The sequence below is a fragment of the Caulobacter sp. 10L414 genome (genome assembly GCF_056395525.1).
Genome location: NZ_JBFTJR010000015.1, coordinates 80,554 through 103,069 on the forward strand (window position 1 = coordinate 80,554; position 22,516 = coordinate 103,069).

Genomic DNA, 22,516 nt, shown 5'->3' on the forward strand with positions numbered 1-22,516 from the left:
ATCCTTCCAGCCTCTCGAAAGCTGAAACCGTCCCCCCACCGGCCTTCGGCCGCCTCCCCCACAGGGGGAGGTGCCTCTTGGATCTGGCGGATCAGATCCCCTCGTCTTCCAGGGCCTTGGTCGCGCCGTCGATCCGCGTCTGCAGTTCGCGCATGAACTCGCCGCGCTTCAGGCCGGCGGGGATCGGCGGCAGGTATTCGAAGACGATGACGCCCGGTTGGACCAGCAGGCTCTTGTGCAGCCAGTGCTGGCCGCAGTTCAGCGCCAGCGGGGTGACCGGCAGCTCCAGTTCGCGATACAGCGCTGCGATGCCGGGCTTGTAGTCGCCGGGCTCGCCGACCTTGCCGCGGGTGCCTTCGGGGAAGATCACGACCTGGCGAGTTTCCTTCATGCGGTCGACGCTGTCGCGCACCAGCTTCTTGAGAGCGGTCGAATGGCCGTCGCGGTCGACGACGATCATCTTGGCCTTCAGGCCGTGCCAGCCGAACAGCGGCACCATCAGGAGCTCCTTCTTCATCACGAAGCAGGCGTCCGGCAGGATGGCGAACTGGCTGAAGACGTCGAACATCGACTGGTGCTTGGCGGCCACCAGGGCCGGGCCGGTGGGAACCTGGCCGCGCACCTCGACCCGCACGCCCGCCAGCAAGCGCAGGCCCAGGATCACGCCCTGCGACCACAGGCGCATGGCGGCGCGATTGACTGGGCGCGGCAGGGCCAGGGTCACTAGCATCAGGATGGCCATGGTCGCCGACCACAGCCAGAAGAACAGCTGGAACAGGAACGAGCGCAGATAGATCAAGAGTCTTTCCCCGTTGCCGACGTCTCGGCGGGCTTGTCTTTCGGACCCAGGTTCAGGAACGCCTCGCGTCCCAGGATCGCCAGGTACTTGCAGTATTCCACGATCATCCGCCGGGCGGTGTGCGAGCCCTTCCACCAGCGACGGGCGTTCAGGCTCTCGGTGGCCACCGGATAGGGCGAGAGCTTCACGTCCGGCATGGTGGCGCGCAGCTCCAGCATCGAGCGCGGCATGTGGTAGTCGGCGGTGACGACGATCAGGCTCTTGTAGCCGCGAGCCTTGGCCCATTCGGCGGTTTCGCGGGCGTTGCCGACGGTGTCGGCGGCGGCGAAGCCCAAGTCGACGCAGCAGTCGTAGATCGGTTTGACCGCCTTGGTGACGTCCAGCACGTCGGCGCGGGTGGCCTCGCGGTTGACGCCGGAGATCAGCAGGCGCTTGCCCTTGCCGGCTTCCAGGAGCTTGGTCGCCGCTTCCAGGCGCAGGTTCGAGGCGCCGGTCAGCACCACCACGCCGTCGGCGACGGGCGGATCGGCGGCCGGGGTCGAGCGCTCCACCCGCGAGGTGAAGGCCAGCAGGCCCAGGACCCAGATCATCACCACGATCAGGAAGGCGGCGATGCTCTTCACGGCATGTCCTTCAACAGGCGGAGGGCCGCGGCGCGCGCGGCCAGCCCCGCGACCAGCGCGGCGATCAGCGGGCAGGGCAGGGGCGCCAGAAGGTCGACCCAGGCCAGAGGCAGCACCGGGGTCAGGCCCGAGCCGCCCCCCGCCAGCCGCGCCGCGACGCCGACGATGACCGCCGCCGCGCCGCCGAGCAAGCCCGCGCTGGCGGCCATGGCCGCGAACCGGTTCTGGAACAGGCCGGCGATGAAGGGCGCCTCGGCGCCGGAATGGTGCAGCACCTCGATCACCTCGTGGCGCGCGGCCAGGCCCGCGCGGGTGGCGAAGGTGATGACGGCCGCGGTCGCCGCGGCGATCAGGGCGAACACGCCCAGCGCCGCCCAGCGGGCCAGCCCGGCGCCGCGCTCGATGTCGGCGATCCAGCGGCTGTGGTCGTCGACGATGGCGTCGACCGCGGCCTCGTGCAGGGCCTTGGTCAGCGCCGCGGCCGTGGCCGGAGCCTTCGGATCGAGGTCGAGGGTGACTAGGCGCGGGGTCGGCAGGTCGGCGACCAGGGCGTCGCGGCCGATCCACGGCTCCAGCAGGGCCTCGGCCTTGTCCTTGGTCAGCGCCTGGGCCTGGACCACGCCCTTGACCCCGGCCAGGGTCTCGGCCGCGCGGGCGGCGGCGCTGTCGGGGGTCTCGCCGGCCTTGGCGCGGACGACCACCGTGGCCGAGCCGGTCAGCTGGGCGCTCCAGCCCTCGGCGGCGCGGTTGGCGGCCAGGGCCGCAAGGGCGGTCAGGCAGGCCAGGAAGCACAGGACGGCGACGACGAAGACCAGCGCCCCGTCGCGGGCGTCGCGCGGCGGCAGCAGCGGACCCGGCTTCCAGCGATTGAGGTCGAACGGCCCGCTCATGGCGCCTCGCCCGTGTCGACCAGGCGGCCGTGCTCGAGGTGCAGGACGGGGCGGCCGGCGCGGGCGACCAGTTCCTCGTCGTGGGTGGCGATCAGCACCGTGGTGCCCAGGCGGTTGAGCTCGACGAACAGGCGCAGCAGGCGCAGCGACATGGCCGGGTCGACGTTTCCGGTCGGCTCGTCGGCCAGCAGGATGTCGGGACGGTCGACGACGGCGCGAGCGATGGCCAGGCGCTGCTTCTCGCCCCCCGACAGGGTGGCCGGCAGGGCGTGCATGCGCTCGCCCAGGCCCACCCAGTGCAGCAGTTCGGCGACGTCGTCGCGATAGGTGTTGGGCTTACGGCCGGCGATGCGCAGCGGCAAGCCGGCGTTGTCGAACACCGAAAGGTGCTCGAGCAGGCGGAAATCCTGGAACACCACGCCGATGCGGCGGCGCAGGAACGGCAGGTCGGCGCCCGGAACCAGGTTCACGTCGCGGCCGAACAGCTCGACGCGACCCCGTGACGCACGATGGGCCAGGTAGATCAGCTTGAGCAGCGAGCTCTTGCCGGCGCCCGAGGCTCCGGTGAGGAAGTGAAACGAGCCCGGGGCAAGGGAAAACCCGATGTCGCGCAGGGTTTCGGGACCCCGCCCGTAGCGCATGGAGACGCCTTCGAAACGGACCACGGGGACGGCGTCGAGGTCTTGATCTGCGCCGGTCCGCAAGGGTGTGTCGATGGGGTTTCTGGACATCAGGGTTAAAATCGGCGACCTCCAATGCTGTAAAGCGGGGATGACCGATTCGCGGCCATGATACTGACCTGTCCGGAGTGCGCCAGCCGCTATTTCGTCGACGACGCCAAGGTCGGTTCGGCCGGCCGTGTCGTGCGCTGCGCCTCGTGCGGCGCGCGCTGGACCGCGCGTAACGAAACCGCCGCCGACGAAGACCTGTTCGACGCGCCGCAAGCCGCGGGGACGTCCTCCGGCGCGGCCAACGACGCCGCCGTCTCGGCCGCCCTCGACCCGCTGCACGCCCTGGACGACGAGCCCGAGCCGGAACCGCCGGTCAGCGCCCTGCCGGGCGAGGAACTGCCCAAGGTCTTCCGCGCCCGCGCCGACGCCGAGCGCCGCCTGAAGGAAGCCAAGACCACCGGCATCGTCTGGGCCTCGATGGCCGCCTTCGTGGTGCTGGTGCTGGGCTGCGCCTGGGTCTTCAACCTGAACATCGGCAAGCTGATGCCCGGCACGGCCGGCGCCTACGCCATGATCGGCAAGCCGATCAACACCGTGGGCCTGATCGTCGAGGAAAGCAGCATCCGGGCCGAGCCCTCGATGGTGGACGGCCGCGCCGCCCTGACCGTCACCGGCGTGATCCGCAACATCACCGACAAGCCGGTCTCGGCCCCGCCGCTGCGCATCGCCCTGCTCAACAAGGGCCAGAAGCGCGTGTCGGGCCAGCTGGCCGCCGCCGCCGATCCGGTCATCCCGCCGGGCCAGACCCGCCACTTCTCGGTCACCCTGCTTGACCCGCCGTCCAGCGCCCAGGTGCTGGAGGTCGGATTCGCCGTCGAAAAGGGCGCGGCCCATGCGGTGAAGACCGGCCTTGGTCCGGCCAAGGCCGGCCACGGCGAGCCCGAACTCCGCGGCGCCCAGGACACGCCGACGACGGATCATGCCGCGCAGGAGGCCCATGGGGCCGATTCCGCGGCGGAAGGGGCTGGACATGAAGCCCCTGGACATGAGACCGGAGCGGCCGAACCGGCCCCTGCCGACCATCATTGACCAAGATCCCCTGACATGACCGAGCTCCACCGCCCCGAAGTGCTCATTTCCGAGCAAGAAATCGCCGAGCGGGTGGAAGCCCTGGCCCGCCAGATCGCCCCGCGCATCGACGACGACACCGTCGCCGTCTGCCTGCTGACCGGCGGCCTGTGGTTCGCCGCCGACCTGACCCGCGCCCTGTGGAAGGCCGGTCGCAACGTCCGCTTCGACGCCCTGTGGCTGGCCTCGTACCATGACGAGCGCAAGAGCACCGGCCGCTGCGAAGTGCGCGCCGACCTGCAGCGCCCGCTGGTCGGCCGCCGCGCCCTGGTCGTCGACGACGTGTTCGACACCGGCCTGTCGCTGTCGGAAGCCGCGCGCCTGGTGAAGGACGCCGGCGCCAGCGAAGTGCTGACCGCCGTCTTCGCCCGCAAGCCCTGGCCGACCTCGCGCGGCATGGAGCCCGACTTCGTGGCCTGGGAAGCCCCGGCCCGCTACCTGGTCGGCTACGGCCTCGACGACGAAGGCAAGAGCCGCGGTCTGCCGTACATCGGCGCGCTGGATTAAGTTTTGAGGCCTGATCCTTCTCCCCCCTGCGGGAGAAGGTGTCGGCGAAGCCGACGGATGAGGGGTTTCTCAGACGCAAAACGCCGCGACAGCTGAAAAGCCGCCGCGGCGTTTCTGTTGGTGCGACCCCTCACCCGACCTCCCTCCGGGAGGCCACCCTCTCCCGCAAGGGGAGAGGGACGCTATTGATCCATCGCCCTCGTGGTCGTCGCGATGAAGCCGCCGCCGAGCACGCGCTCGGGATCGGCGGGGTCGTAGAGCACGCAGGCCTGGCCGGGGGCGACGCCTTCTTCCAGGACGTCGAACACCAGGCGCACGCCGCCGTCTTCCAGCGTCAGGCGGCCGGGCACCGGCTCGCGGGTCGAGCGCACGCGGGCCAGGACCGGCGCATTGGCCTTGGCCGCCGCGATCACGTCGTCCTCGCCGCCCAGCCAGTTGTCTTCCTTCAGCGTCAGCGACTTGGTCAGCAGCGCCTCGCGCGGGCCGACCACGACGTGGCGCTTGTCGGCGTCGATGCGCACGACGAACAGCGGCTCGCCCGTGCCGCCGCCGACGTTGAGGCCCCGGCGCTGGCCGATGGTGTAGCGGGTGACGCCCTCGTGGCGGCCCAGCACCTTGCCGTCCAGGTGCACGATGTCGCCGGCTTCCGCGCCTTGCGGGCGGATGCGGTCGATCACCGTGGTGTACTTGCCCTCGGGCACGAAGCAGATGTCTTGGCTGTCGGGCTTGTCGGCCACCGACAGGCCCAGCGCCGCGGCGACGGCGCGCACCTCGGGCTTGGAGAAGCCGCCCAGCGGGAAGCGCAGGAAGTCCAGCTGGTCGCGCGTGGTGGCGAACAGGAAATAGGACTGGTCCTTGGCCGGGTCGGCGGCGCGGCGCAGCTGCGGGCGGTTGCTGGCTGCGGTGAAGCCGCGTTGCACGTAGTGGCCGGTCGCCATCGCCTCGGCGCCCAGGTCGCGGGCCACGTCCAGCAGGTCGCGGAACTTGACGGTCTGGTTGCAGCGCACGCAGGGGATCGGGGTCTCGCCGCGCAGGTAGGCGTCGGCGAACTCCTCGATGACCTGCTCCTTGAAGCGGCTTTCGTAGTCCAGCACGTAGTGCGGGATGCCGATGCGCTCGGCCGCCATGCGGGCGTCCATGATGTCCTGGCCCGCGCAGCAGGCGCCCTTCTTGGAGATCGCCGCGCCGTGGTCGTAGAGCTGCAGCGTCACGCCCACCACGTCATAGCCGGCATGGGCCAGCAGGGCGGCGGTGACGGTGGAATCGACGCCCCCGGACATGGCCGCGACGATCCGCGTTCCCTCGGGCAGGCCAACGGCCTGCTTGGCGGCCTGGGCGGCGCGCGCGATGAGGGCGTCGCCCTCCGGAACGGGGGCGTGGGCGGGGTCGAAACGGGCGAGGTCGGCGTCCATCGGCGCTATTTAGAGCCTCGACCCCGATTTTGCGAGGTGGAGCAGCGCCGCAGTCCGTCGACGACCTATTTCAGCACGTTCAGCAGCGACGAGGCCTGGAGCGAGGAGAACACCTGGGCCGAGGCCTGGACGGCCAACTGGGCGGCCTGCAGGCGGGTGACGGCTTCGGCCATGTCGACGTCGACGACGCCGCCGATCATCACCGTCAGGCTGTCGGACTGGTCCTGCAGCGACACCTGGGCGTCTTCGAAGCGCTTCTGGTTCAGGCCGTTCTTGCCCTGGGCGGTGACCAGGTCCTTGTGGGCGTCGTCGAAGGCCGGCAGCAGGCCCTTGAGGAAGGTCGACTGGGCGTCGGTCAGGTTGCCGGTGAACGGGCCGTTGGCGTCGACATAGGCCTGCACCTGCTTGAAGGCGTCGAACAGGTCGGTCCCCAGGGCGTCGCCCAGCACGCYGGTCGAGACCGTGGTCGACTCGTCGATACGGTTGGTCGTGATGTACTGGTCGTTCTGGAACAGCGAGGCCGTGCTCGGCGCGGCCGTCAGGTCGGCCATGCTGGTGGCCGTGGTGGTCGCCGTGTCGTTCCTGGCGCCCGAGAACACGTACTGGCCGTTGGACTTGGTGTTGAGGCCCTGAACCGCGTCGCCGAAGGCGTTCTGCAGTTGCTGCATCAGGGTGGTGGCGTTGCCGGCGGCCAGGGCGTTGGCGATCGCCTCGCGGGCGCTGGTGGCCGAGTTGGCCAGGCGCTCGATGCCCATGTCCTGCATCTCCAGCCGGTTGGAGACGAGCTTGGTCTGGTCGAGGAAGCCGTCGATCTTGGCCTGGGCGCTTTTCATCGCCGTCAGCATTTCGGCGTTCTTGGCGTAGCCCTTCAGGTCGCTGGCGACCTTCTGGCTGGAGACCTGTTCGCCGATCTGGTTCTGGCGCACCTGCGCCAGCATCAGGTTCGACGTCATCACGCCGTAGTTGCCGGAGGTGGAGACACGGGTCATGGCGGACCTCAGATGATGTTCACGAGGACGTCGTACATGTCCTTGGTCGCCTGGATCAGGCGGGCCGAGGCGTTGAACGCCTGCTGGTACGTCGTCAGATTGATGAGCTCTTCGTCGAGATTGACGCCCTCGTGCGACTGGCGCTGGGTGTCGACCTCGACTTTCACGGAAGCGGTGGCGTCCTTCTTGGACTCCGCGGCGGCGGCCTTGCGGGCGATCGAGCCGGCGAAGTCGGCGCCGTAGCGCAGCACGCTGCTGGTGGCCGCGCCGACGCCGCCGGCGGACGAGAAGTTGACCGAGCTGTCGCCGGCCTTGGCCAGGGCCAGGGCCCCGCGGGCGTCGCCGACGGCCAGGGCCGGGGTCCCGGCCGCGGCGGTCAGGTCCAGCTTGGCGAAGGGCAGGCGGCTGGGGTTGCCGTTCATCGCCGCATCGACGGTGTAGCCCGAAGCCCGCGTGCTGCGCTCGGACGGGCCCAGGCCGAACAGCTGGCTCAGCGAAGGGCCGCCGACGCCGCGCTGGGTGCCGTCCTCGACCACCGACAGGGTCACCGGCGAGGCGCTGTTGGAGCTGAAGTTCAGCGCGCCCTTGGAGTCGAGCGCGAAGGTTCCGTACTGGCCCGCGCCGTCGCTGCGCGAGTTCAGGGCGTTCAGCATGTCCTGCATGGTGCCGCCGGGCGGCACGGTGACCTTCACGTCGCGGATGCGGCCGCCCTCGATGTCGGTCAGGCGCAGGGTGATTTCCTCGCCCGGCGTGAAGCCGTGCTGCGAGGCCGTGGTCATGCCCGTCTCGTAGGGCGAATAGCCCGTCTGGCGGACGACGTCGTTCATGCCGAAGAAGTGGCTGAAGCCCTTGCCGGCCTTGGTCGACGGGTTGGTCGGGTCGTCGGCGATGGCCACGCCCAGGCCGCCGTTGGCCGACAGGCTGAGCGCGCCGTTCGAGAACGAGGCCTGGCCGTCGGCGCCCAGGGCGCTGTTCAGCTGGGTCAGGAAGTTGGCCGGGGTGAAGGCCGGGCCGGCGACGCCGTCGACCGTCATCGAACCGGCGCTGAAGTCCACCTCGATGCGGCGCTGGATGACGCCGGCCGAGTTGGTCAGGGCGATGGTGGTCTTGCCGGTGAAGCCGGTGAGGGCGGTGGTCGCGTCCAGGCCCGTGTCGCGGCCGGTCATGCTGGCCGGGGCGGGGACCGACGAGTTGGCGTTCGAGGCGCGGTTCAGCTCCTCGGTGGCGCGGGTGACGAACTCGCCCAGCTGGTCGGACAGGGCCGGCAGCTCGGTGTTGCGCAGCTCCAGCAAGCCCTTGATCTCGCCGCTGCTGATATAGAGCGGGCTGGCCTGGCCGCCGCTGTTGGCCGAGGTGACCGTCAGGAAGCCGTTGGCGGTGGGCGACTGCTCGTACTTGATCACGGCCGCGCCTTCGCCGGCCAGGCTCATGCCCTCGGTCGAGCGGATCAGCACGCCGCCGTTGGCGCGCTGGCTGACCTGCACGTTCATCAGCGACGACAGCTCGTCGATCAGGCCGCTCTGGATGTTCTCCGACCCGGTGGCGTCGACGCCGGTGGTCTTGGCGCGGGTGATGTCGGCGTTCAGTTCGTCGATCTGCTTGAGCAGCACGTTCACGCGGTCGACGTCGGCCGAGATCTTGGTGTCGGCGTCCTTGCCCAGGCTGGACAGGCCGGCGGTGACGCGGCTGCTTTCACCCAGGAAGTCCTCGACCTTGGTCAGGGCCTGGGCGCGCAGCAGCGACGAGGACGGCTCGTCGGCGGCCTGCGAGAAGGCGCTGAACACGTCGTCGAGCATCGAGAAGAAGTTGGTCTTGGCGCTGGGGTCGCCGAACAGCTCCTGGGCGTTGTCCAGCGCGCTCGAGAGGGCCGAGGCGCGACCGGCGTCCGACGCGGCGTTCAGGCTGGCCGACTGCAGGAAGCGGTCGGTCGCGCGCTTGATCGCGTCGATGTTGACGCCCACGCCCATGCCGTTCGACACGAGGTTGGACTGGCTGACCGTCTTGCGGACGTAGCCGGCGGTGTTGACGTTGGCGATGTTGTCGGAAACGACGCGCATGCCCGTCTGGGCGGCCATCATCCCCGACGTCGCGGTGTTCAGGATGGTGTTCAGCGACATCAGCGATCTCCTGTCCGCTCGGCAAAGCACGAACCACGCGACGCGACCTTGCCCGGCGAAACTTGCCGGGTCGGCGTCGCGAGCGTCTCGTTTCCGTTGTGCAAACCGTTGAAATACAAGGCGTTGGGTTCCATGCGCCGTGCGGACGACGAGGAGGGGAGCGCAAGGATGGCGCCAACCCGGGCCGTTCCCCGGCTGCGACGCGCCGACGCGGCAAAGGACGGGTCATTCTTTCCGTTTCCGCTCGGCAAAAACCGCCGCAACCTGCCGAAATCAAAGGGTAAATCAGAGATTAAAACATTTTGAATCAATGGCTTGAAAGAAATTTCCGGGTTGGCCCGGCGATTGCTCAGAGGACGGCGGATCAAGGCGTGCTCCATCCGAGCCGTCGTCCAGCCGAGCGTACCGACCCGCATGACCGCGATCGCCGCCTCTCTTCCGCTCCCGACGCCCGCCCAGGGCGCCGCCGGCGCGTCCGACGCCTCCGGCGCGGGCGACGTCTTCGGTGCGCTGCTGGCCGCCAAGGGTGCGAGCGAAGACGCGACGAAGGAGCAGCCGAGCGCTCGTCCCGCCGCCGGCGGCAAGGCCGCGGCCAAGCCGACGGCCGACCGCAAGGCCGATGACCGCAAGTCGACCGACGCGGCCGCCGGTCAGGACGCCGCCGCCGCCGCCCAGGCCGGCGCGGCCGTGGTCGCCGCCATGAGCACGCAACAACAGCAGCAGCCCGCCGCCGCTGGTCACGCCGTCGACGGGGAGGCTCTTGCCGCCGCCGCCGAGGCTTCGGTCCCGGCCGCCGGTTCGAGCGATCTGCTGGCCAAGGCCGCCGACCTGGTCGGCGACGTGGCCGAAACCGTTTCCGACGCGGCCAAGCTGACCGGCGCGACCCCGGTCGCCGCCGCCGCCCAGACCGTGCAGGCCGCCGCCGACCTGGTGGCCGACGCGGCTGCGCCGCAGGTCGACGCCGAGGCCGTCCTGCCGGCCGCCGCCGACGCCGCAGCCGAAGTTCCCRCCGTCGACCTGACCAAGCTGGCCGCCGCCCAGCCGCAGGCTCCGGCCGCCGAGACGCCCGCGGCCGCCCCGGCCCAGGCTCAACCGCAGCCTCAGGCCCAGCCCCAGGCCAAGGCCGCCGCCGACGCCGCCCAGCCGGCCGCCGCTTCGCTGGGCGACGAGATCGCCAGCCTGAAGGCCGTGCAGCTTCCCGCCGCCGATGACGCCGCCGCGACCACGGCCGCCGCGACTCCGGTCGACACCGCCGAGGTCGCCGCGCCGGTCGAGGCCCAGGCCGCCGCCGCCGAAACCGCCAAGCCGGCCGAGACCGCCCAGGTCCCCGCGCCGAAGGCCGGCAAGGTCGAGGTCGCCGCCAAGGGCGAGGCTGTCGTCACGGCTCACGCCGTCGCCGCCGAGCAGGCCGCCCACGACGCCGCCACCAACAGCGACAGCGGTTCGCAGGGCGGCGACGCCTTCGCCCAGATGGCCGCCGACGCCGCGCCGGTCGACGCCGCCGCGCCCAAGGCCGAGGCGACCTTCGCCCCGACCGTCCAGACCCAGGCCGCCGCGACCGCCCAGGCGCCGGCCGAGACCATCGTGCGCGGCTCGCCCGAGACCGTCGCGGCCCTGTCGGCCGAGATCGCCAAGAAGCTCGAGGCCAAGACCACCCGCTTCGACATCGTCCTGACGCCGGAAGGCATGGGCAAGGTCGACGTGCAGGTGCGCATCGGCGCCGAGGGCAAGCTGACAGCCGTCATGGCCTTCGAGAACCCGCAGGCCGCCGCCGATCTGCGCCACCGCGCCGGCGAGCTGCGCCAGGCGCTGAGCCAGGCCGGCTTCGACGTCGCCGACAACGCCCTGAAGTTCGACGTGTCGAGCCAGGGCGGCAACGGCGGCCAGGGCCAGCAGCAGAACGCCTTCTTCGACTTCCAGGGCGGCGACCACGGTCGCCGCGCCTTCGCTGGCCGCGCCTTCGCGGGCGCCATGGCCGAAGACATTCCCACCCTTTCGGCTGCGTCGCTGATCCCGGGTTACCGCCTGGCGGAATCCGACGGCGTCGACGTCAAGATCTAGGAGCAAGCGTCATGGCCACCACGACCGCGACGTCCGGCAGCACCTCGGTGATCGACAAGATCAACAACTCGAGGAACCAGCTGGCGAGCAGCGAAGAGACCTTCCTCAAGCTGCTGACCACGCAGATGAAGAACCAGGATCCGTTGTCGCCGATGGATTCCAACGCCTTCACCGGCCAGATCGTCCAGATGACGGGCGTCGAGCAGCAGCTGGTCACCAACGACCTGCTGGCGGCCCTGGTCGGCATGAACGACGGCGGCATCGCCGACGCGGTCAACATGATGGGCAAGCAGGCCACGGCCGAGACCGACACCTCGGTGCTCAAGGACGGAAAGGCCAACTGGAGCTACACCATCGGCCGCAACGCCACCTCGGTGAAGATCGAGGTGCTCGACAAGTACGGCGCCGTGGTCGCCACCAAGCTGCCCGACGACATGAGCAAGGGCGACCACACCTTCGAGTGGGACGGCAAGGACAGCACCAGCGGCGTCCAGCAGCCCAACGGCGCCGCCTACACCCTGCGCGTCACCGCCGTCGACGGCGAAGGCACGAAGATCGCCACCACCTCCAAGGGCCGCATCGAAGGCATCGTGACCGCGGTGACCAGCGAGAGCGGCCAGAACATGGTCACCATCGACGGCGTCAAGGTGCCGATCAGCCAGGTGATCGGCGTCACCAATCCTCCGGACAAGACCCCGGAAACCGAAGCCGAGGCCGCTTAAGCCTCCAAGGAATGAACCGGGCGTCAGAATGACGCCGACGCGGTCCCCCACCGAGCCAGACGGCCGACCCGGGACCCAAACGCAAACTGCGCTGAACCCCGCCAAACAAACCTCACGAGCAGGATTTCAGTCATGTCCATCAACAGCGCCATGCTCTCGGGCGTCTCCGGTCTGGTCGCCAACTCGTCGGCCCTGGCCGCGATCTCGGACAACATCGCCAACGTCAACACCGTCGGCTACAAGCGCTCCTCGGCCAACTTCTCGACCCTGGTCACCTCGCAGAGCAAGAACAACACCTACAGCGCCGGCGGCGTGAAGTCGCTGACGCACCAGTTCATCAGCCAGCAGGGCCTGACCCAGTCGACGACCTCGAGCCTGGACCTGTCGATCGCCGGCTCGGGCTTCTTCGTCGCCACCGAGAAGCCGGAAGGCCTGACCGCCACCGACACCCGCTCGTTCACCCGCGCCGGTTCGTTCCAGCTGGACAACCTGGGCTACCTGAAGAACGACGCCGGCCTGTACCTGCAGGGCTGGCTGGCCGATCCGGTGACCGGCGCCATCACGCCCGACCCGTCGGACCTGACCCAGCTGTCGTCGATCAACGTGGGCAGCGTCGGCGGCACCGCCGAGAAGACCACCCGCGTCGGCGTCAACGCCAACCTGCGTTCGGAGCAGGCCGTGTCGGCCGCCGCCAACGCGCTGTCGACCAAGACCGGCGTCGCCGACTCGAACGCCGTCACGGCCGACTACGCCGTCCGCTACAGCCCGACGGGCAACGGTAACGAGTATCAGGTCGAGGTCCGCCGCGCGGGCGTCGTCGTCGACACCGGCACGGCCGCGTTCGACCCGACCACGGGCGCCCTGACCAGCTACACCCCGACCGGCGCGGCCGGTCCGGCCGGCTCGATCAACGCCGGCGGCGGCGCCACGGTGTCGTTCGCGGCCCTGGGCCTGAACACCAAGACCGACGCGGTGAACGCCGGCGCCTACGACCCGACCACTCGCTCGATGTCGGACTACGCCGAGGATCCGACCACCGGCGTCAAGCCGGACTTCGAGATCCAGATCCCGGTCTCGGACTCCAAGGGCGGCCAGCGCACCGTCACCCTGTCGCTGCTCAAGGGCCCCGGCCCGAACGAGTGGTTCGCCGAACTGCGCGCCAAGCCGGGCGACCTGGACAACAACACCAACGGCCTGATCAGCTCGGGCAAGATCACCTTCACCACGGACGGCAAGCTGGCCTCGGTCGGCAACCTGTTCGGCGGCGTCAACCCGACGGCGATCCACATCGGCGCTTCGGACCCCACCGCCACCGGCACGGGTCCGCGCTGGGCCGACGGCCTGGGCATCGACTCCCAGGACATCCAGATCGACCTGGCCAACGCCGCCGGCGGCCTGACCCAGTACAACAGCCAGTCGGTCGTGCAGTCGGTGAACACCAACGGCACCGCCTTCGGCAACCTGACCAACATCGAGGTGGATGAAGACGGCTATGTCTCGGCCATCTTCGACAACGGGGTGACTCGCCGGATCGCCCAGGTGGCCATCGCGACCTTCTCGAATCCCAACGGCCTGAAGGGCGTCAACGGCAACGCTTACCGCGTCACCAACGAGAGCGGCACCTACAGCCTGAAGACCCCGGGCCAGGGCGGCGCAGGTTCTCTGGCCCCTTCGACGCTGGAAGCTTCGACTGTCGACCTGTCGACTGAATTCACCGGCCTGATCACTACGCAACGCGCGTACTCGGCCTCGTCGAAAATCATCACTACCGCCGATCAGATGCTGGAAGAACTTCTGAGCATTAAGCGCTGATCATAGGTATTAACTTGTCTTAATCAGAGTGTGTCACATCGATACACTCTGGTGGCTGGAGGAAGTCCCTTGTTTAGGTCTTTCTTTACTACCGGAATTAAGCCGTCGTTATTCCCCGGCGCCTATATTCCTCGTCAACAGTGATGGTTGTGGGAAAGGCGTAAAGCCATGTTGCAGCAGCAGCGCACGAACAGCCGGGGTGAAAAGTACGTCATCGGTCCGACCGGTGCGCCTCTGACCCTGTCGGATCTTCCGCCCCCGGAAACCCAGCGTTGGGTGATCCGGCGTAAGGCCGAGGTGGTGGCCGCCGTTCGCGGTGGGCTCCTCTCGCTCGACGAGGCGTGCGATCGTTACAAGCTGACCAACGAGGAATTCCTCGCCTGGCAGCAGTCGATCGATCGTCACGGGATGGCGGGTCTGCGGACCACCCGGCTTCAGCAGTACCGCTAAACGGCGGAAAAACTGAAAGGGCGCGAGGAGTTATGCTCCACAAAGCGCCCGAACGGTCTGTTCAGCGGCCGCGCCCCCTGGGGCGCGGCCGCGACCATTTGGCGCCTATGGAGCCGGGATCCGGCCCCAAATCTAAAGCCGTCGTTAACCATCGACTGGGTAAATCCTGCCTAGCGACGGCGGATTTCCATCCGTCTCGTTTGCGCCCCGTTCGGACGCAGTTTGAGGGACAGGCCCAGTGGATAAATTCCTGAGCGCGATTCAGAGGTTCGGCGTCGGTCGACTGGCCGCCCTGGCGGGCGTCGCCGTCGGCTCCATCGCCGTGCTGGCCGCGGTTGTGATGATGCTGGGCAAGCAGCCGAGCGAGCTGCTGTATTCGAATCTCGACCTCAAGGAAGCTTCGGCCGTCACCCAGGCGCTGGACCAGGCCGGCATCAAGTACGAGACCAAGGGCGACGGCTCGACCATCATGGTCGCCCGCGACAAGGTCAATTCCGCCCGCCTGCTGGTTTCGGGCAAGGGCCTCGTGACCTCGGGCTCGATCGGCTACGAGATCTTCGACACCGGCAACGCCATCGGTCAGACCGATTTCGTCCAGCAGCTGAACCGCCAGCGCGCCCTGCAGGGCGAGCTGGAGCGCACCATCCGTGGCTGGCAGGGCGTGCGCGACGTCCGCGTCCACCTCGTTCTGCCCAAGCGCCAGCTGTTCGAGGAAGACGCCGAGCAACCGTCGGCCGCCGTCACCATCGGCACCGCCGGCCGCGAGCCGTCGTCGGACATGGTCGCCGCCGTCCAGAACCTGGTCGCCGGCTCGGTCCCGGGAATGAAGCCCGAGCGCGTCAACGTCATCGACGACCACGGCAAGACCCTGTCGGCCGGCGGCGACGAGAGTCTGGCCGGCCGTCTGGCCCAGGACCGCAAGTCCGAGGCCGAAGCCCGCATCGCCAAGAGCGTCAAGGAAATGCTCGACGGCGTCCTTGGTCCCGGCAAGGCCCGCGTCACGGTCACCGCCGACCTCGACCTGAACCGCATCACCACCCAGGAAAAGAAGTTCGATCCGGACGGCCAGGTCGTGCGCTCGGAAAGCACGAGCGCCAACAACCAGTCCGAGACCCGCAACGACGACACCAGCGGCGTCACCGCCACCCAGAACATCCCCGGCGGCCAGCCGGCCGGCTTCCAGCCTGTCGGCTCGAACTCGGGCAGCAACGAGACCACCACCAACTACGAGATCTCCGAGTCGGTCCGCACCGAAGTCACCGAGCCGGGCTCGATGAAGAAGGTCGCCGTGGCCGTGGCCGTCGACGGCGTCACCGCCGCGCCGGGCAAGGACGGCAAGCCGGGCGCCTACACCCCGCGCACCGCCGAGGAGATCGCCCAGATCGAAGAACTGGTGAAGACCGCCATCGGTTACGACGCCGCCCGCGGCGACCAGGTGAAGGTCACCAACATCCGCTTCCCGACCGCCGAGGACCAGGGCCTGGACGGCAAGGGCGGGCTGATGGCCGGCTTCGACAAGAACGACCTGATGCGCGTCGCCGAGATCGGCGTCCTGGCCATCGTCGCCCTGCTGATCCTGCTGTTCGCCGTGCGTCCGTTCATCAAGAGCCTGACCCAGCCGGCCGGCCAGCATCCGATCCAGCTGGCTCTGGGCCAGGGCGACCAGCCGGTGACGCGCCTCGTCACCCTGTCGGACGGCACCACCCAGCAGGTCGTCGTCGACCAGTCGGGCGAGCCGATCGCCATCGCCGGCCCGGTCAGCGACATCGACCAGCGCATCGACATCGCCAAGATCGAGGGCCAGGTGAAGGCCTCGTCGATCAAGCGCGTGTCGGAGTTCGTCGAGAAGCACCCCGAAGAGTCGGTCGCGATCCTGCGCAACTGGCTGCACGAGTCGGAGTGATCGGATGAAGGCCGCCGTCACAGACATCGCCAAGCTGGCCGGGCCTGAAAAGGCCGCCATCGTCCTGCTCGCCCTGGGTGAAGACCACACCAAGATCTGGGAAGCGCTGGACGACGAGGAGATCAAGGAAGTCTCCCAGGCCATGGCCAGCCTGGGCACGGTTTCGGCCAGCGTGGTCGAAGAGCTGCTGGTCGAGTTCGTCTCGGGCATGAGCTCGACGGGCGCGATCATGGGCTCGTACGAGCAGACCCAGCGCCTGCTGATGTCGTTCATGGCGCCCGAGAAGGTCGACCAGCTGATGGAGGAGATCCGCGGTCCGGCGGGTCGAACCATGTGGGACAAGCTGGGCAACGTGAACGAGGCGGTGCTCGCCAACTACCTGAAGAACGAATACCCCCAGACCGTCGCCGTCGTGCTGTCGAAGGTGAAGAGCGACCACGCCGCCCGCGTTCTGGCCTGCCTGCCGGAAGACTTCGCGCTGGAATGCGTCACCCGCATGCTGCGCATGGAGCCGGTGCAGCGCGAGATCCTCGACAAGATCGAGCAGACCCTGCGGATCGAGTTCATGTCGAACCTGGCGCGCACCTCCAAGCGCGACAGCCACGAGATGATGGCCGAGATCTTCAACAACTTCGACCGCCAGACCGAGGCTCGCTTCATCGCCGCCCTGGAAGAGCGCAACCGCGAGGCGGCCGAGCGCATCCGGGCCCTGATGTTCGTGTTCGAGGACCTGTCGAAGCTGGATCCGGGCGGCGTGCAGACCCTGCTGCGCGCCACCGGCAAGGAACAGCTGGCCCTGGCCCTGAAGGGCGCCTCGGACAAGCTGCGCGAGATGTTCTTCTCCAACATGTCCGAACGCGCCTCGAAGATCATGCGCGAGGACATGGAAAGCATGGGTCCGGTGCGTCTGAAGGACGTCGACCAGGCTCAGGTCGCCATGGTCCAGATCGCCAAGGACCTCGCCGCCAAGGGCGAGATCATGCTGGCCGGTTCGGGCAGCGACGACGAGCTGATCTACTGAGGCGCGCGGGATGAGCAACGGAACCTATCAGCGCTTCGCCTTCGACACGGTCTTCGACGACCGTGGCGGGATCGCCTACGAGGCGCCCAAGGTGAAGAAGAGCTTCACGCCCGAAGAGGTCGAGGCCGCGCGCGCCGAGGCCTATGCCGAAGGCGAGCGCTCGGCCGTGGCCCGCGCCGAGCAGGAAGCCGCCCAGGCCATGAACGCCATCGCCCACGCCGTGCACGGCGCGCTGGCGACCCTGTCGGCCGTGGCCCACGAGCACCGCGAGCACGCCGCTCGCCTGGCGCTCGCCTGCGCCAACAAGATCGCCGATGCGGCGCTCGACCAGTTCCCCGAGGCGCCGGCCTCGGCGGCCCTGCTGGCCCTGGCCCGCGAGGTCGAGGCCCAGCCCAAGCTTTCCGTCCGCGTCGCGCCGCACCTGGTCGAGCGCACCCAGGCCGCCCTGGAGCAGACCGCCCAGGCCATCGGCTTCCCGGGCGCGATCGTCGCCCGCGCCGACGGCGCCCGGCCGCCCGCCGCCTTCGTCCTCGACTGGGGCGACGGTCGCGCCGAGTTCAATCCCGACGAGGCGGCGCAACGCGTCGCCCAAGCCCTGGAAGCCGCCATCGCGGCCGAAGGGCTGCACGCCGAACCCCTTCTTCCTAGCGAAGGCTGACCGCCATGTCCGACGACCTGACCCTCAACGATTTCAACGGCGGCATGCTGGCCTCGGAGATCCCGGTCGAGCTTTCCGACAAGATCGCTTCCGACCTGGCGCCGGTGTTCGACGTTCCCGTCAACATCTCCGCCGTGCTCGGCCGCTCGAACATGTCGGTGGCCCAGCTGCTGCAGCTGCAGGCCGGCTCGATCCTCGAGCTCGACCGCAAGGTCGGCGAGGCGATCGACATCTACGTCAACAACCGCCTGGTCGCCCGGGGCGAGGTCGTCGTCGTCGACGAGCGCCTGGGCGTGACCATGACGGAAATCATCAAGGACGGCGACGCCGCGGGCTGACGCCCAGGCTTCCCGTCCACCCCAGTCCGCGCCTTCTGAAAGAGGGCGAAGCAGTAGAAGATCGGTCCTGAAGGGCCGCCCGGAGACAAGACAATGCGCCTCTTGGTCGTTGGTAAACTGAACGGTCAGCTCTCGGTCGCCGTGAAGATGGCGATGAACGCCGGGGCCAAGGTCTCGCACGTCGAGACGACGGAGCAGGCCACCAACGCGCTGCGGGCCGGGCAGGGCGCCGACCTGATGATGGTCGACTACGGCCTCGACATCGCCGGCCTGATCGCCGCCAACGAGAACGAGCGCATCCGGGTGCCGGTCGTGGCCTGCGGCGTCGACGCCGACCCGATGCGCGCCGCCGGCGCCATCAAGGCCGGGGCCAAGGAATTCATCCCGCTGCCGCCGGACGCCGAGCTGATCGCTGCGGTCCTGGCCGCCGTCACCGACGACAACCGTCCGATGATCGCCCGTGACCCGAACATGGAGCAGGTGATCAAGCTGGCCGACCAGGTGGCCCCGTCGGACGCCTCGATCCTGATCACCGGCGAAAGCGGCTCGGGTAAGGAAGTGATGGCCCGCCACGTCCACGCGAAATCGCGTCGGGCCAAGGCGCCGTTCATCAGCGTCAACTGCGCCGCCATCCCCGAGAACCTGCTGGAAAGCGAGCTGTTCGGCCACGAGAAGGGGGCCTTTACCGGCGCCCTGGCCCGCCGCATCGGCAAGTTCGAGGAAGCCAACGGCGGCACCCTGCTGCTGGACGAAATCTCGGAAATGGACGTGCGCCTGCAGGCCAAGCTGCTGCGCGCCATCCAGGAGCGCGAGATCGACCGCGTCGGCGGCACCAAGCCGGTCAAGGTCGACATCCGCATCCTCGCCACGAGCAACCGCAACCTGGCCGACGCGGTCAAGGAAGGCGTGTTCCGCGAAGACCTGCTCTATCGCCTGAACGTCGTGAACCTGGCGCTGCCGCCGCTGCGCGAACGCCCGGGCGACATCATCAATCTGTGCGAGCACTTCGTGAAGAAGTACTCGGCCGCCAACGGCATCGACCTCAAGCCGATCTCGGCCGAGGCCAAGCGCCGCCTGATCGCCCACCGCTGGCCGGGCAACGTGCGCGAGCTGGAAAACGCCATGCACCGCGCGGTGCTGCTGTCGACCGGCGCCGAGATCGAGGAGTTCGCCATCCGCCTGCCGGACGGCCAGCCCCTGGCCCCGGCCCCCGACGCGGCCGTGGCCCGCGGGGCCTCGATGGCCGCGGCCGAAGCCGTGGCCGCCGCGGCGGTGACCCGCAGCTTCGTCGGCCAGACCGTGGCCGAGATGGAGCAGACGCTGATCATCGACACCCTGGAGCACTGCCTGGGCAACCGCACCCACGCGGCCAACATCCTGGGCATCTCGATCCGCACCCTGCGCAACAAGCTCAAGGAATACGGCGACGCTGGCGTCAACGTGCCCCCGCCGCAGGGCGGCGTCGGCGCGGCCGCCTAAACCTCAAGTGTAGAATCTGTTCGGCGCCCGCGACGATCGGTCCGGCGCCGAACATGGCTAATTTCGATTAAGGAGATGGCGGGCCGTCACAAATCGCTTCAAGCGGAACGGTCACGTCCGAGAAACAGCAGCAAGGCTTTCCATGGCTGACGCCGCCGCCCCCAAGGCCGCTTCCTCGATCCCCAGCGCCAAGTCGCTGTGGGAGGGGATCCTGCGCGGCGAGATGGGCTTGGCCGTCGGCGTCGTGGGCATCATCGTCCTGCTGATCCTGCCGGTGCCGCCGGCGCTGCTCGACATCCTGCTGGCCGTGTCGCTGACCGGCTCGGTGCTGATCCTGATGACGGCGGTGCTGATCAAGAAGCCGCTGGAGTTCACCTCTTTCCCGACCGTCCTGCTGGTCGCGACCCTCTATCGCCTGGGCCTCAACATCGCCTCGACCCGCCTGATCCTGGGCAATGGTCACGAGGGCGGCCACGGGGCCGGCGCGGTCATCGCCGCCTTCGGTAACCTGATGATGCAGGGCAACTTCGTCATCGGCGTGATCATCTTCATCATCCTGGTGGTGGTGAACTTCATGGTCGTGACCAAGGGTTCGGGCCGCATCGCCGAAGTGGCCGCGCGCTTCACCCTGGACGCCATGCCCGGCAAGCAGATGGCCATCGACGCCGACCTGTCGACGGGCCTGATCGACCAGGACCAGGCCAAGATCCGCCGCAAGGAACTGGAGCAGGAAAGCACCTTCTTCGGCGCCATGGACGGCGCCAGCAAGTTCGTGAAGGGCGACGCCGTCGCCGGCCTGATCATCACCGGCATCAACATCGTCGGCGGCATCCTGATCGGCGTCGTGCAGCACAAGGTGCCGATCGGCGAAGCCGCCTCGACCTACACCCTGATGACCATCGGCGACGGCCTGGTCAGCCAGATCCCGGCCCTGATCATCTCGATCGCCGCCGGTCTGGTGGTGTCGAAGGCCGGCGTCGAGGGCAGCGCCGACAAGGCCCTGACCACCCAACTGGCCATGAACCCGGTCGCCCTCGGCATGGTCTCGGCCTCGTCGGGCGTCATCGCCCTGATCCCCGGCATGCCGCTGCTGCCGTTCGCGGGTCTGGCCGTCGGCGCGGGCTTCCTGGCCTATCGCCGCGCCCAGCAGGCCAAGCTCGCCCCGGCCAAGGAGGCGGCCGAAGCCGCCGCCGCCGCGGCTGCCGCGGCCCCGGCCGAACCGGAAGAAGAGCCGATCAGCGCGGCCCTGGCCATCGACGACGTCAAGATCGAGCTGGGCTACGGCCTGCTGACCCTGATCAACGACCTGGAAGGCCGCCGCCTGACCGACCAGATCCGCGCCCTGCGCAAGACCCTGGCCACCGAGTTCGGCTTCGTCATGCCGCCGGTGCGCATCCTCGACAACATGCGCCTGGCCAACCAGGGCTACGCGATCCGCATCAAGGAGATGGAGGCTGGCCTCGGCGAAGTGCGCCTGGGTCACCTGATGGCCATGGACCCGCGCGGCGGCCAGGTGGAGCTGCCCGGCGAGCACGTGCGCGAGCCGGCCTTCGGCCTGCCGGCCACCTGGGTCGCCGACGACCTGCGCGAGGAAGCCACCTTCCGCGGCTACACGGTCGTCGATCCGGCCACGGTGCTGACCACGCACCTGACCGAGATCCTCAAGGAGAACATGGCCGACCTGCTCTCCTACGCCGAGGTGCAGAAGCTCCTGAAGGAGCTGCCGGAGAACCAGAAGAAGCTCGTCGACGACCTGATCCCCGGCGTCGTCAACGCCGCCACCATCCAGCGCGTGCTGCAGGCCCTGCTCAAGGAGCGCGTGTCGATCCGCGACCTGCCGCAGATCCTGGAAGGCATCGGCGAAGCCGCCCCGCACACGGCTTCCGTCACCCAGCTGGTCGAGCAGGTGCGCGCGCGCCTGGCTCGCCAGCTGTGCTGGGCCAACCGCGGCGACGACGGCGCCCTGCCGATCATCACCCTGTCGGCCGACTGGGAGCAGGCCTTCGCCGAAGCCCTGATCGGGCCCGGCGAGGACAAGCAACTTGCCCTGGCTCCCTCGCGCCTGCAGGACTTCATCCGCGGGGTGCGCGACACCTTCGAGCGCGCGGCCCTGCAGGGCGAGTCGCCGGTGCTGCTGACCAGCCCGGGCATCCGTCCCTATGTCCGCTCGATCATCGAGCGCTTCCGCGGCCAGACCGTGGTGATGAGCCAGAACGAGATCCACCCCCGGGCGCGTCTCAAGACGGTGGGGATGGTCTAGGGGCGGCTAGGGCTCGCTCTTCTCATTCAACTCCCGTCATTCCCGCCCTTGTGGCGGGGCCCCCTGGTTCCGCTCGCATGTGAGACGCCAACGGCGTGCTGAGCACGCCGCCCCATCCGCTCTTGCGGCTGACAGAGGGGTTCCCGCCACAAGGGCGGGAATGACGGGATAAAGTGGAGGCTACGCCCCGAACGCGGTGTGGTAGGTCACCGCGCCGCGCGGCGGGCGGCCCTTGAAGACTAGGCGCTGCAGGTAGGGCGAGGCCTCGCCGCCGTAGGTCAGGGCCTCGTCGGCCACGAAGCCGAACCGTTCGTAGTACTTGGGCGAGCCCAGCAGCACGCAGCCGGCGGCGCCGCGCGCTTCCAGCTGTTTCAGGCCCTCGCGGATCAGGGCCTGGCCAAGGCCCGTGCCCTGCTGGTCGGGGGTGACCGACACCGGACCCAGGCCGTACCAGTCGCCTGACGAGACCTCGATATCGACGGGCGAGAAGGCGATGTGGCCGACGATCTCGCCGTCGACCTCGGCCACCAGCGACAGCGACAGGGCGCCGGCCGCGCGCAGGGCCGCGACGATCAGGGCTTCGGTCTGGCTGCTGTAGGGCCGGCCCAGGAAGGCGGCCGCGGTCACTGCGCCGATGGCGGCGACGTCTTCGGGACGTTCGGGGCGGATCGACATG

At 69.0% G+C, this 22,516-nt stretch carries 21 protein-coding genes; 12 read left to right on the plus strand and 9 right to left on the minus strand.

What is annotated here, in order from left to right:
- Window positions 1-91: 91 nt before the first annotated feature.
- The 4 genes from AC1DCG_RS08475 to ftsE are packed head-to-tail and all read right to left on the minus strand — an operon-like array spanning window position 92 to window position 3,043.
- The gene (locus tag AC1DCG_RS08475) at window positions 92-799 is read right to left on the minus strand and encodes a lysophospholipid acyltransferase family protein (RefSeq protein WP_477029581.1); all 708 of its coding nucleotides are present in this window, start codon (window positions 797-799) and stop codon (window positions 92-94) included.
- Window positions 796-1,422 carry an ElyC/SanA/YdcF family protein gene (locus tag AC1DCG_RS08480; protein ID WP_165259289.1) on the minus strand — a complete coding sequence of 209 codons (627 nt, stop codon included), beginning with the start codon at window positions 1,420-1,422 and terminating at the stop codon, window positions 796-798. The genes AC1DCG_RS08475 and AC1DCG_RS08480 overlap by 4 nt, the downstream gene beginning before the upstream one ends.
- Window positions 1,419-2,312 carry a cell division protein FtsX gene (locus AC1DCG_RS08485; protein ID WP_477029582.1) on the minus strand — a complete coding sequence of 298 codons (894 nt, stop codon included), beginning with the start codon at window positions 2,310-2,312 and terminating at the stop codon, window positions 1,419-1,421. The genes AC1DCG_RS08480 and AC1DCG_RS08485 overlap by 4 nt, the downstream gene beginning before the upstream one ends.
- Window positions 2,309-3,043, minus strand: a complete 735-nt coding sequence (ftsE, locus tag AC1DCG_RS08490) for a cell division ATP-binding protein FtsE (protein ID WP_165259287.1) — start codon at window positions 3,041-3,043, stop codon at window positions 2,309-2,311. Before ftsE ends, AC1DCG_RS08485 begins: the two co-directional genes overlap by 4 nt.
- A gap of 57 nt (window positions 3,044-3,100) precedes the next feature.
- Here ftsE and AC1DCG_RS08495 point away from each other — a divergent pair, with 57 nt between their 5' ends.
- Together AC1DCG_RS08495 and AC1DCG_RS08500 are read left to right on the plus strand one after the other, a co-directional pair.
- Window positions 3,101-4,072 (plus strand): MJ0042-type zinc finger domain-containing protein, encoded by a 972-nt coding sequence (locus AC1DCG_RS08495; protein ID WP_477029583.1) that lies wholly within the window; start codon window positions 3,101-3,103, stop codon window positions 4,070-4,072.
- A 15-nt stretch (window positions 4,073-4,087) separates the two neighbouring features.
- Window positions 4,088-4,618, plus strand: a complete 531-nt coding sequence (locus tag AC1DCG_RS08500) for a phosphoribosyltransferase (protein WP_101718025.1) — start codon at window positions 4,088-4,090, stop codon at window positions 4,616-4,618.
- A 182-nt stretch (window positions 4,619-4,800) separates the two neighbouring features.
- Here the strand turns inward: AC1DCG_RS08500 and mnmA are convergent, their stop codons facing one another.
- The 4 genes from mnmA to AC1DCG_RS08520 form a co-directional block, all read right to left on the minus strand.
- On the minus strand, window positions 4,801-6,030 hold the full coding sequence (gene mnmA, locus AC1DCG_RS08505; protein ID WP_477029584.1) for a tRNA 2-thiouridine(34) synthase MnmA: 1,230 nt from the start codon (window positions 6,028-6,030) through the stop codon (window positions 4,801-4,803).
- Between the two features lie 65 nt (window positions 6,031-6,095).
- Entirely contained in the window at window positions 6,096-7,019 is a 924-nt protein-coding gene (locus AC1DCG_RS08510; RefSeq protein ID WP_477041449.1) for a flagellin, read from the minus strand.
- A gap of 8 nt (window positions 7,020-7,027) precedes the next feature.
- Window positions 7,028-9,136, minus strand: a complete 2,109-nt coding sequence (flgK, locus tag AC1DCG_RS08515; protein WP_477029586.1) for a flagellar hook-associated protein FlgK — start codon at window positions 9,134-9,136, stop codon at window positions 7,028-7,030.
- Window positions 9,136-9,504: a hypothetical protein gene (locus AC1DCG_RS08520; RefSeq protein ID WP_477029587.1), complete on the minus strand. Its 369-nt coding sequence runs from the start codon at window positions 9,502-9,504 to the stop codon at window positions 9,136-9,138. The genes flgK and AC1DCG_RS08520 overlap by 1 nt, the downstream gene beginning before the upstream one ends.
- 46 nt (window positions 9,505-9,550) lie before the next feature.
- Here AC1DCG_RS08520 and AC1DCG_RS08525 point away from each other — a divergent pair, with 46 nt between their 5' ends.
- The 10 genes from AC1DCG_RS08525 to flhA all read left to right on the plus strand — a co-directional run bounded on the left by AC1DCG_RS08525 (window position 9,551) and on the right by flhA (window position 21,840).
- Window positions 9,551-11,197, plus strand: coding sequence for a flagellar hook-length control protein FliK (locus AC1DCG_RS08525; RefSeq protein WP_477041450.1), 1,647 nt, complete (start codon window positions 9,551-9,553; stop codon window positions 11,195-11,197).
- 11 nt (window positions 11,198-11,208) lie between these two features.
- Window positions 11,209-11,919, plus strand: coding sequence for a flagellar hook assembly protein FlgD (locus AC1DCG_RS08530; RefSeq protein WP_477029589.1), 711 nt, complete (start codon window positions 11,209-11,211; stop codon window positions 11,917-11,919).
- Between the two features lie 132 nt (window positions 11,920-12,051).
- Window positions 12,052-13,731, plus strand: a complete 1,680-nt coding sequence (gene flgE / locus AC1DCG_RS08535; RefSeq protein WP_477029590.1) for a flagellar hook protein FlgE — start codon at window positions 12,052-12,054, stop codon at window positions 13,729-13,731.
- A 168-nt stretch (window positions 13,732-13,899) separates the two neighbouring features.
- Complete coding sequence (sciP, locus tag AC1DCG_RS08540) at window positions 13,900-14,181, plus strand: CtrA inhibitor SciP (RefSeq protein WP_165259278.1); 282 nt, start codon at window positions 13,900-13,902, stop codon at window positions 14,179-14,181.
- A gap of 238 nt (window positions 14,182-14,419) precedes the next feature.
- Window positions 14,420-16,084, plus strand: a complete 1,665-nt coding sequence (fliF, locus tag AC1DCG_RS08545; RefSeq protein ID WP_165259276.1) for a flagellar basal-body MS-ring/collar protein FliF — start codon at window positions 14,420-14,422, stop codon at window positions 16,082-16,084.
- 4 nt (window positions 16,085-16,088) lie between these two features.
- Complete coding sequence (gene fliG, locus AC1DCG_RS08550; RefSeq protein ID WP_058346610.1) at window positions 16,089-17,105, plus strand: flagellar motor switch protein FliG; 1,017 nt, start codon at window positions 16,089-16,091, stop codon at window positions 17,103-17,105.
- Between the two features lie 10 nt (window positions 17,106-17,115).
- The gene (locus AC1DCG_RS08555; RefSeq protein WP_477029591.1) at window positions 17,116-17,763 is read left to right on the plus strand and encodes a FliH/SctL family protein; all 648 of its coding nucleotides are present in this window, start codon (window positions 17,116-17,118) and stop codon (window positions 17,761-17,763) included.
- Window positions 17,764-17,768: 5 nt separating this feature from the next.
- Entirely contained in the window at window positions 17,769-18,101 is a 333-nt protein-coding gene (fliN, locus tag AC1DCG_RS08560) for a flagellar motor switch protein FliN (protein WP_058346608.1), read from the plus strand.
- 93 nt (window positions 18,102-18,194) lie between these two features.
- A complete protein-coding gene (flbD, locus tag AC1DCG_RS08565; RefSeq protein WP_165259274.1) occupies window positions 18,195-19,580 on the plus strand; it encodes a sigma-54-dependent transcriptional regulator FlbD in 1,386 nt (461 codons plus the stop codon).
- 142 nt (window positions 19,581-19,722) lie between these two features.
- Complete coding sequence (flhA, locus tag AC1DCG_RS08570) at window positions 19,723-21,840, plus strand: flagellar biosynthesis protein FlhA (protein ID WP_477029592.1); 2,118 nt, start codon at window positions 19,723-19,725, stop codon at window positions 21,838-21,840.
- 180 nt (window positions 21,841-22,020) lie between these two features.
- Here flhA and AC1DCG_RS08575 read toward each other — a convergent pair whose 3' ends face one another.
- On the minus strand, window positions 22,021-22,515 hold the full coding sequence (locus AC1DCG_RS08575; protein WP_477029593.1) for a GNAT family N-acetyltransferase: 495 nt from the start codon (window positions 22,513-22,515) through the stop codon (window positions 22,021-22,023).
- Window position 22,516: the final 1 nt, after the last annotated feature.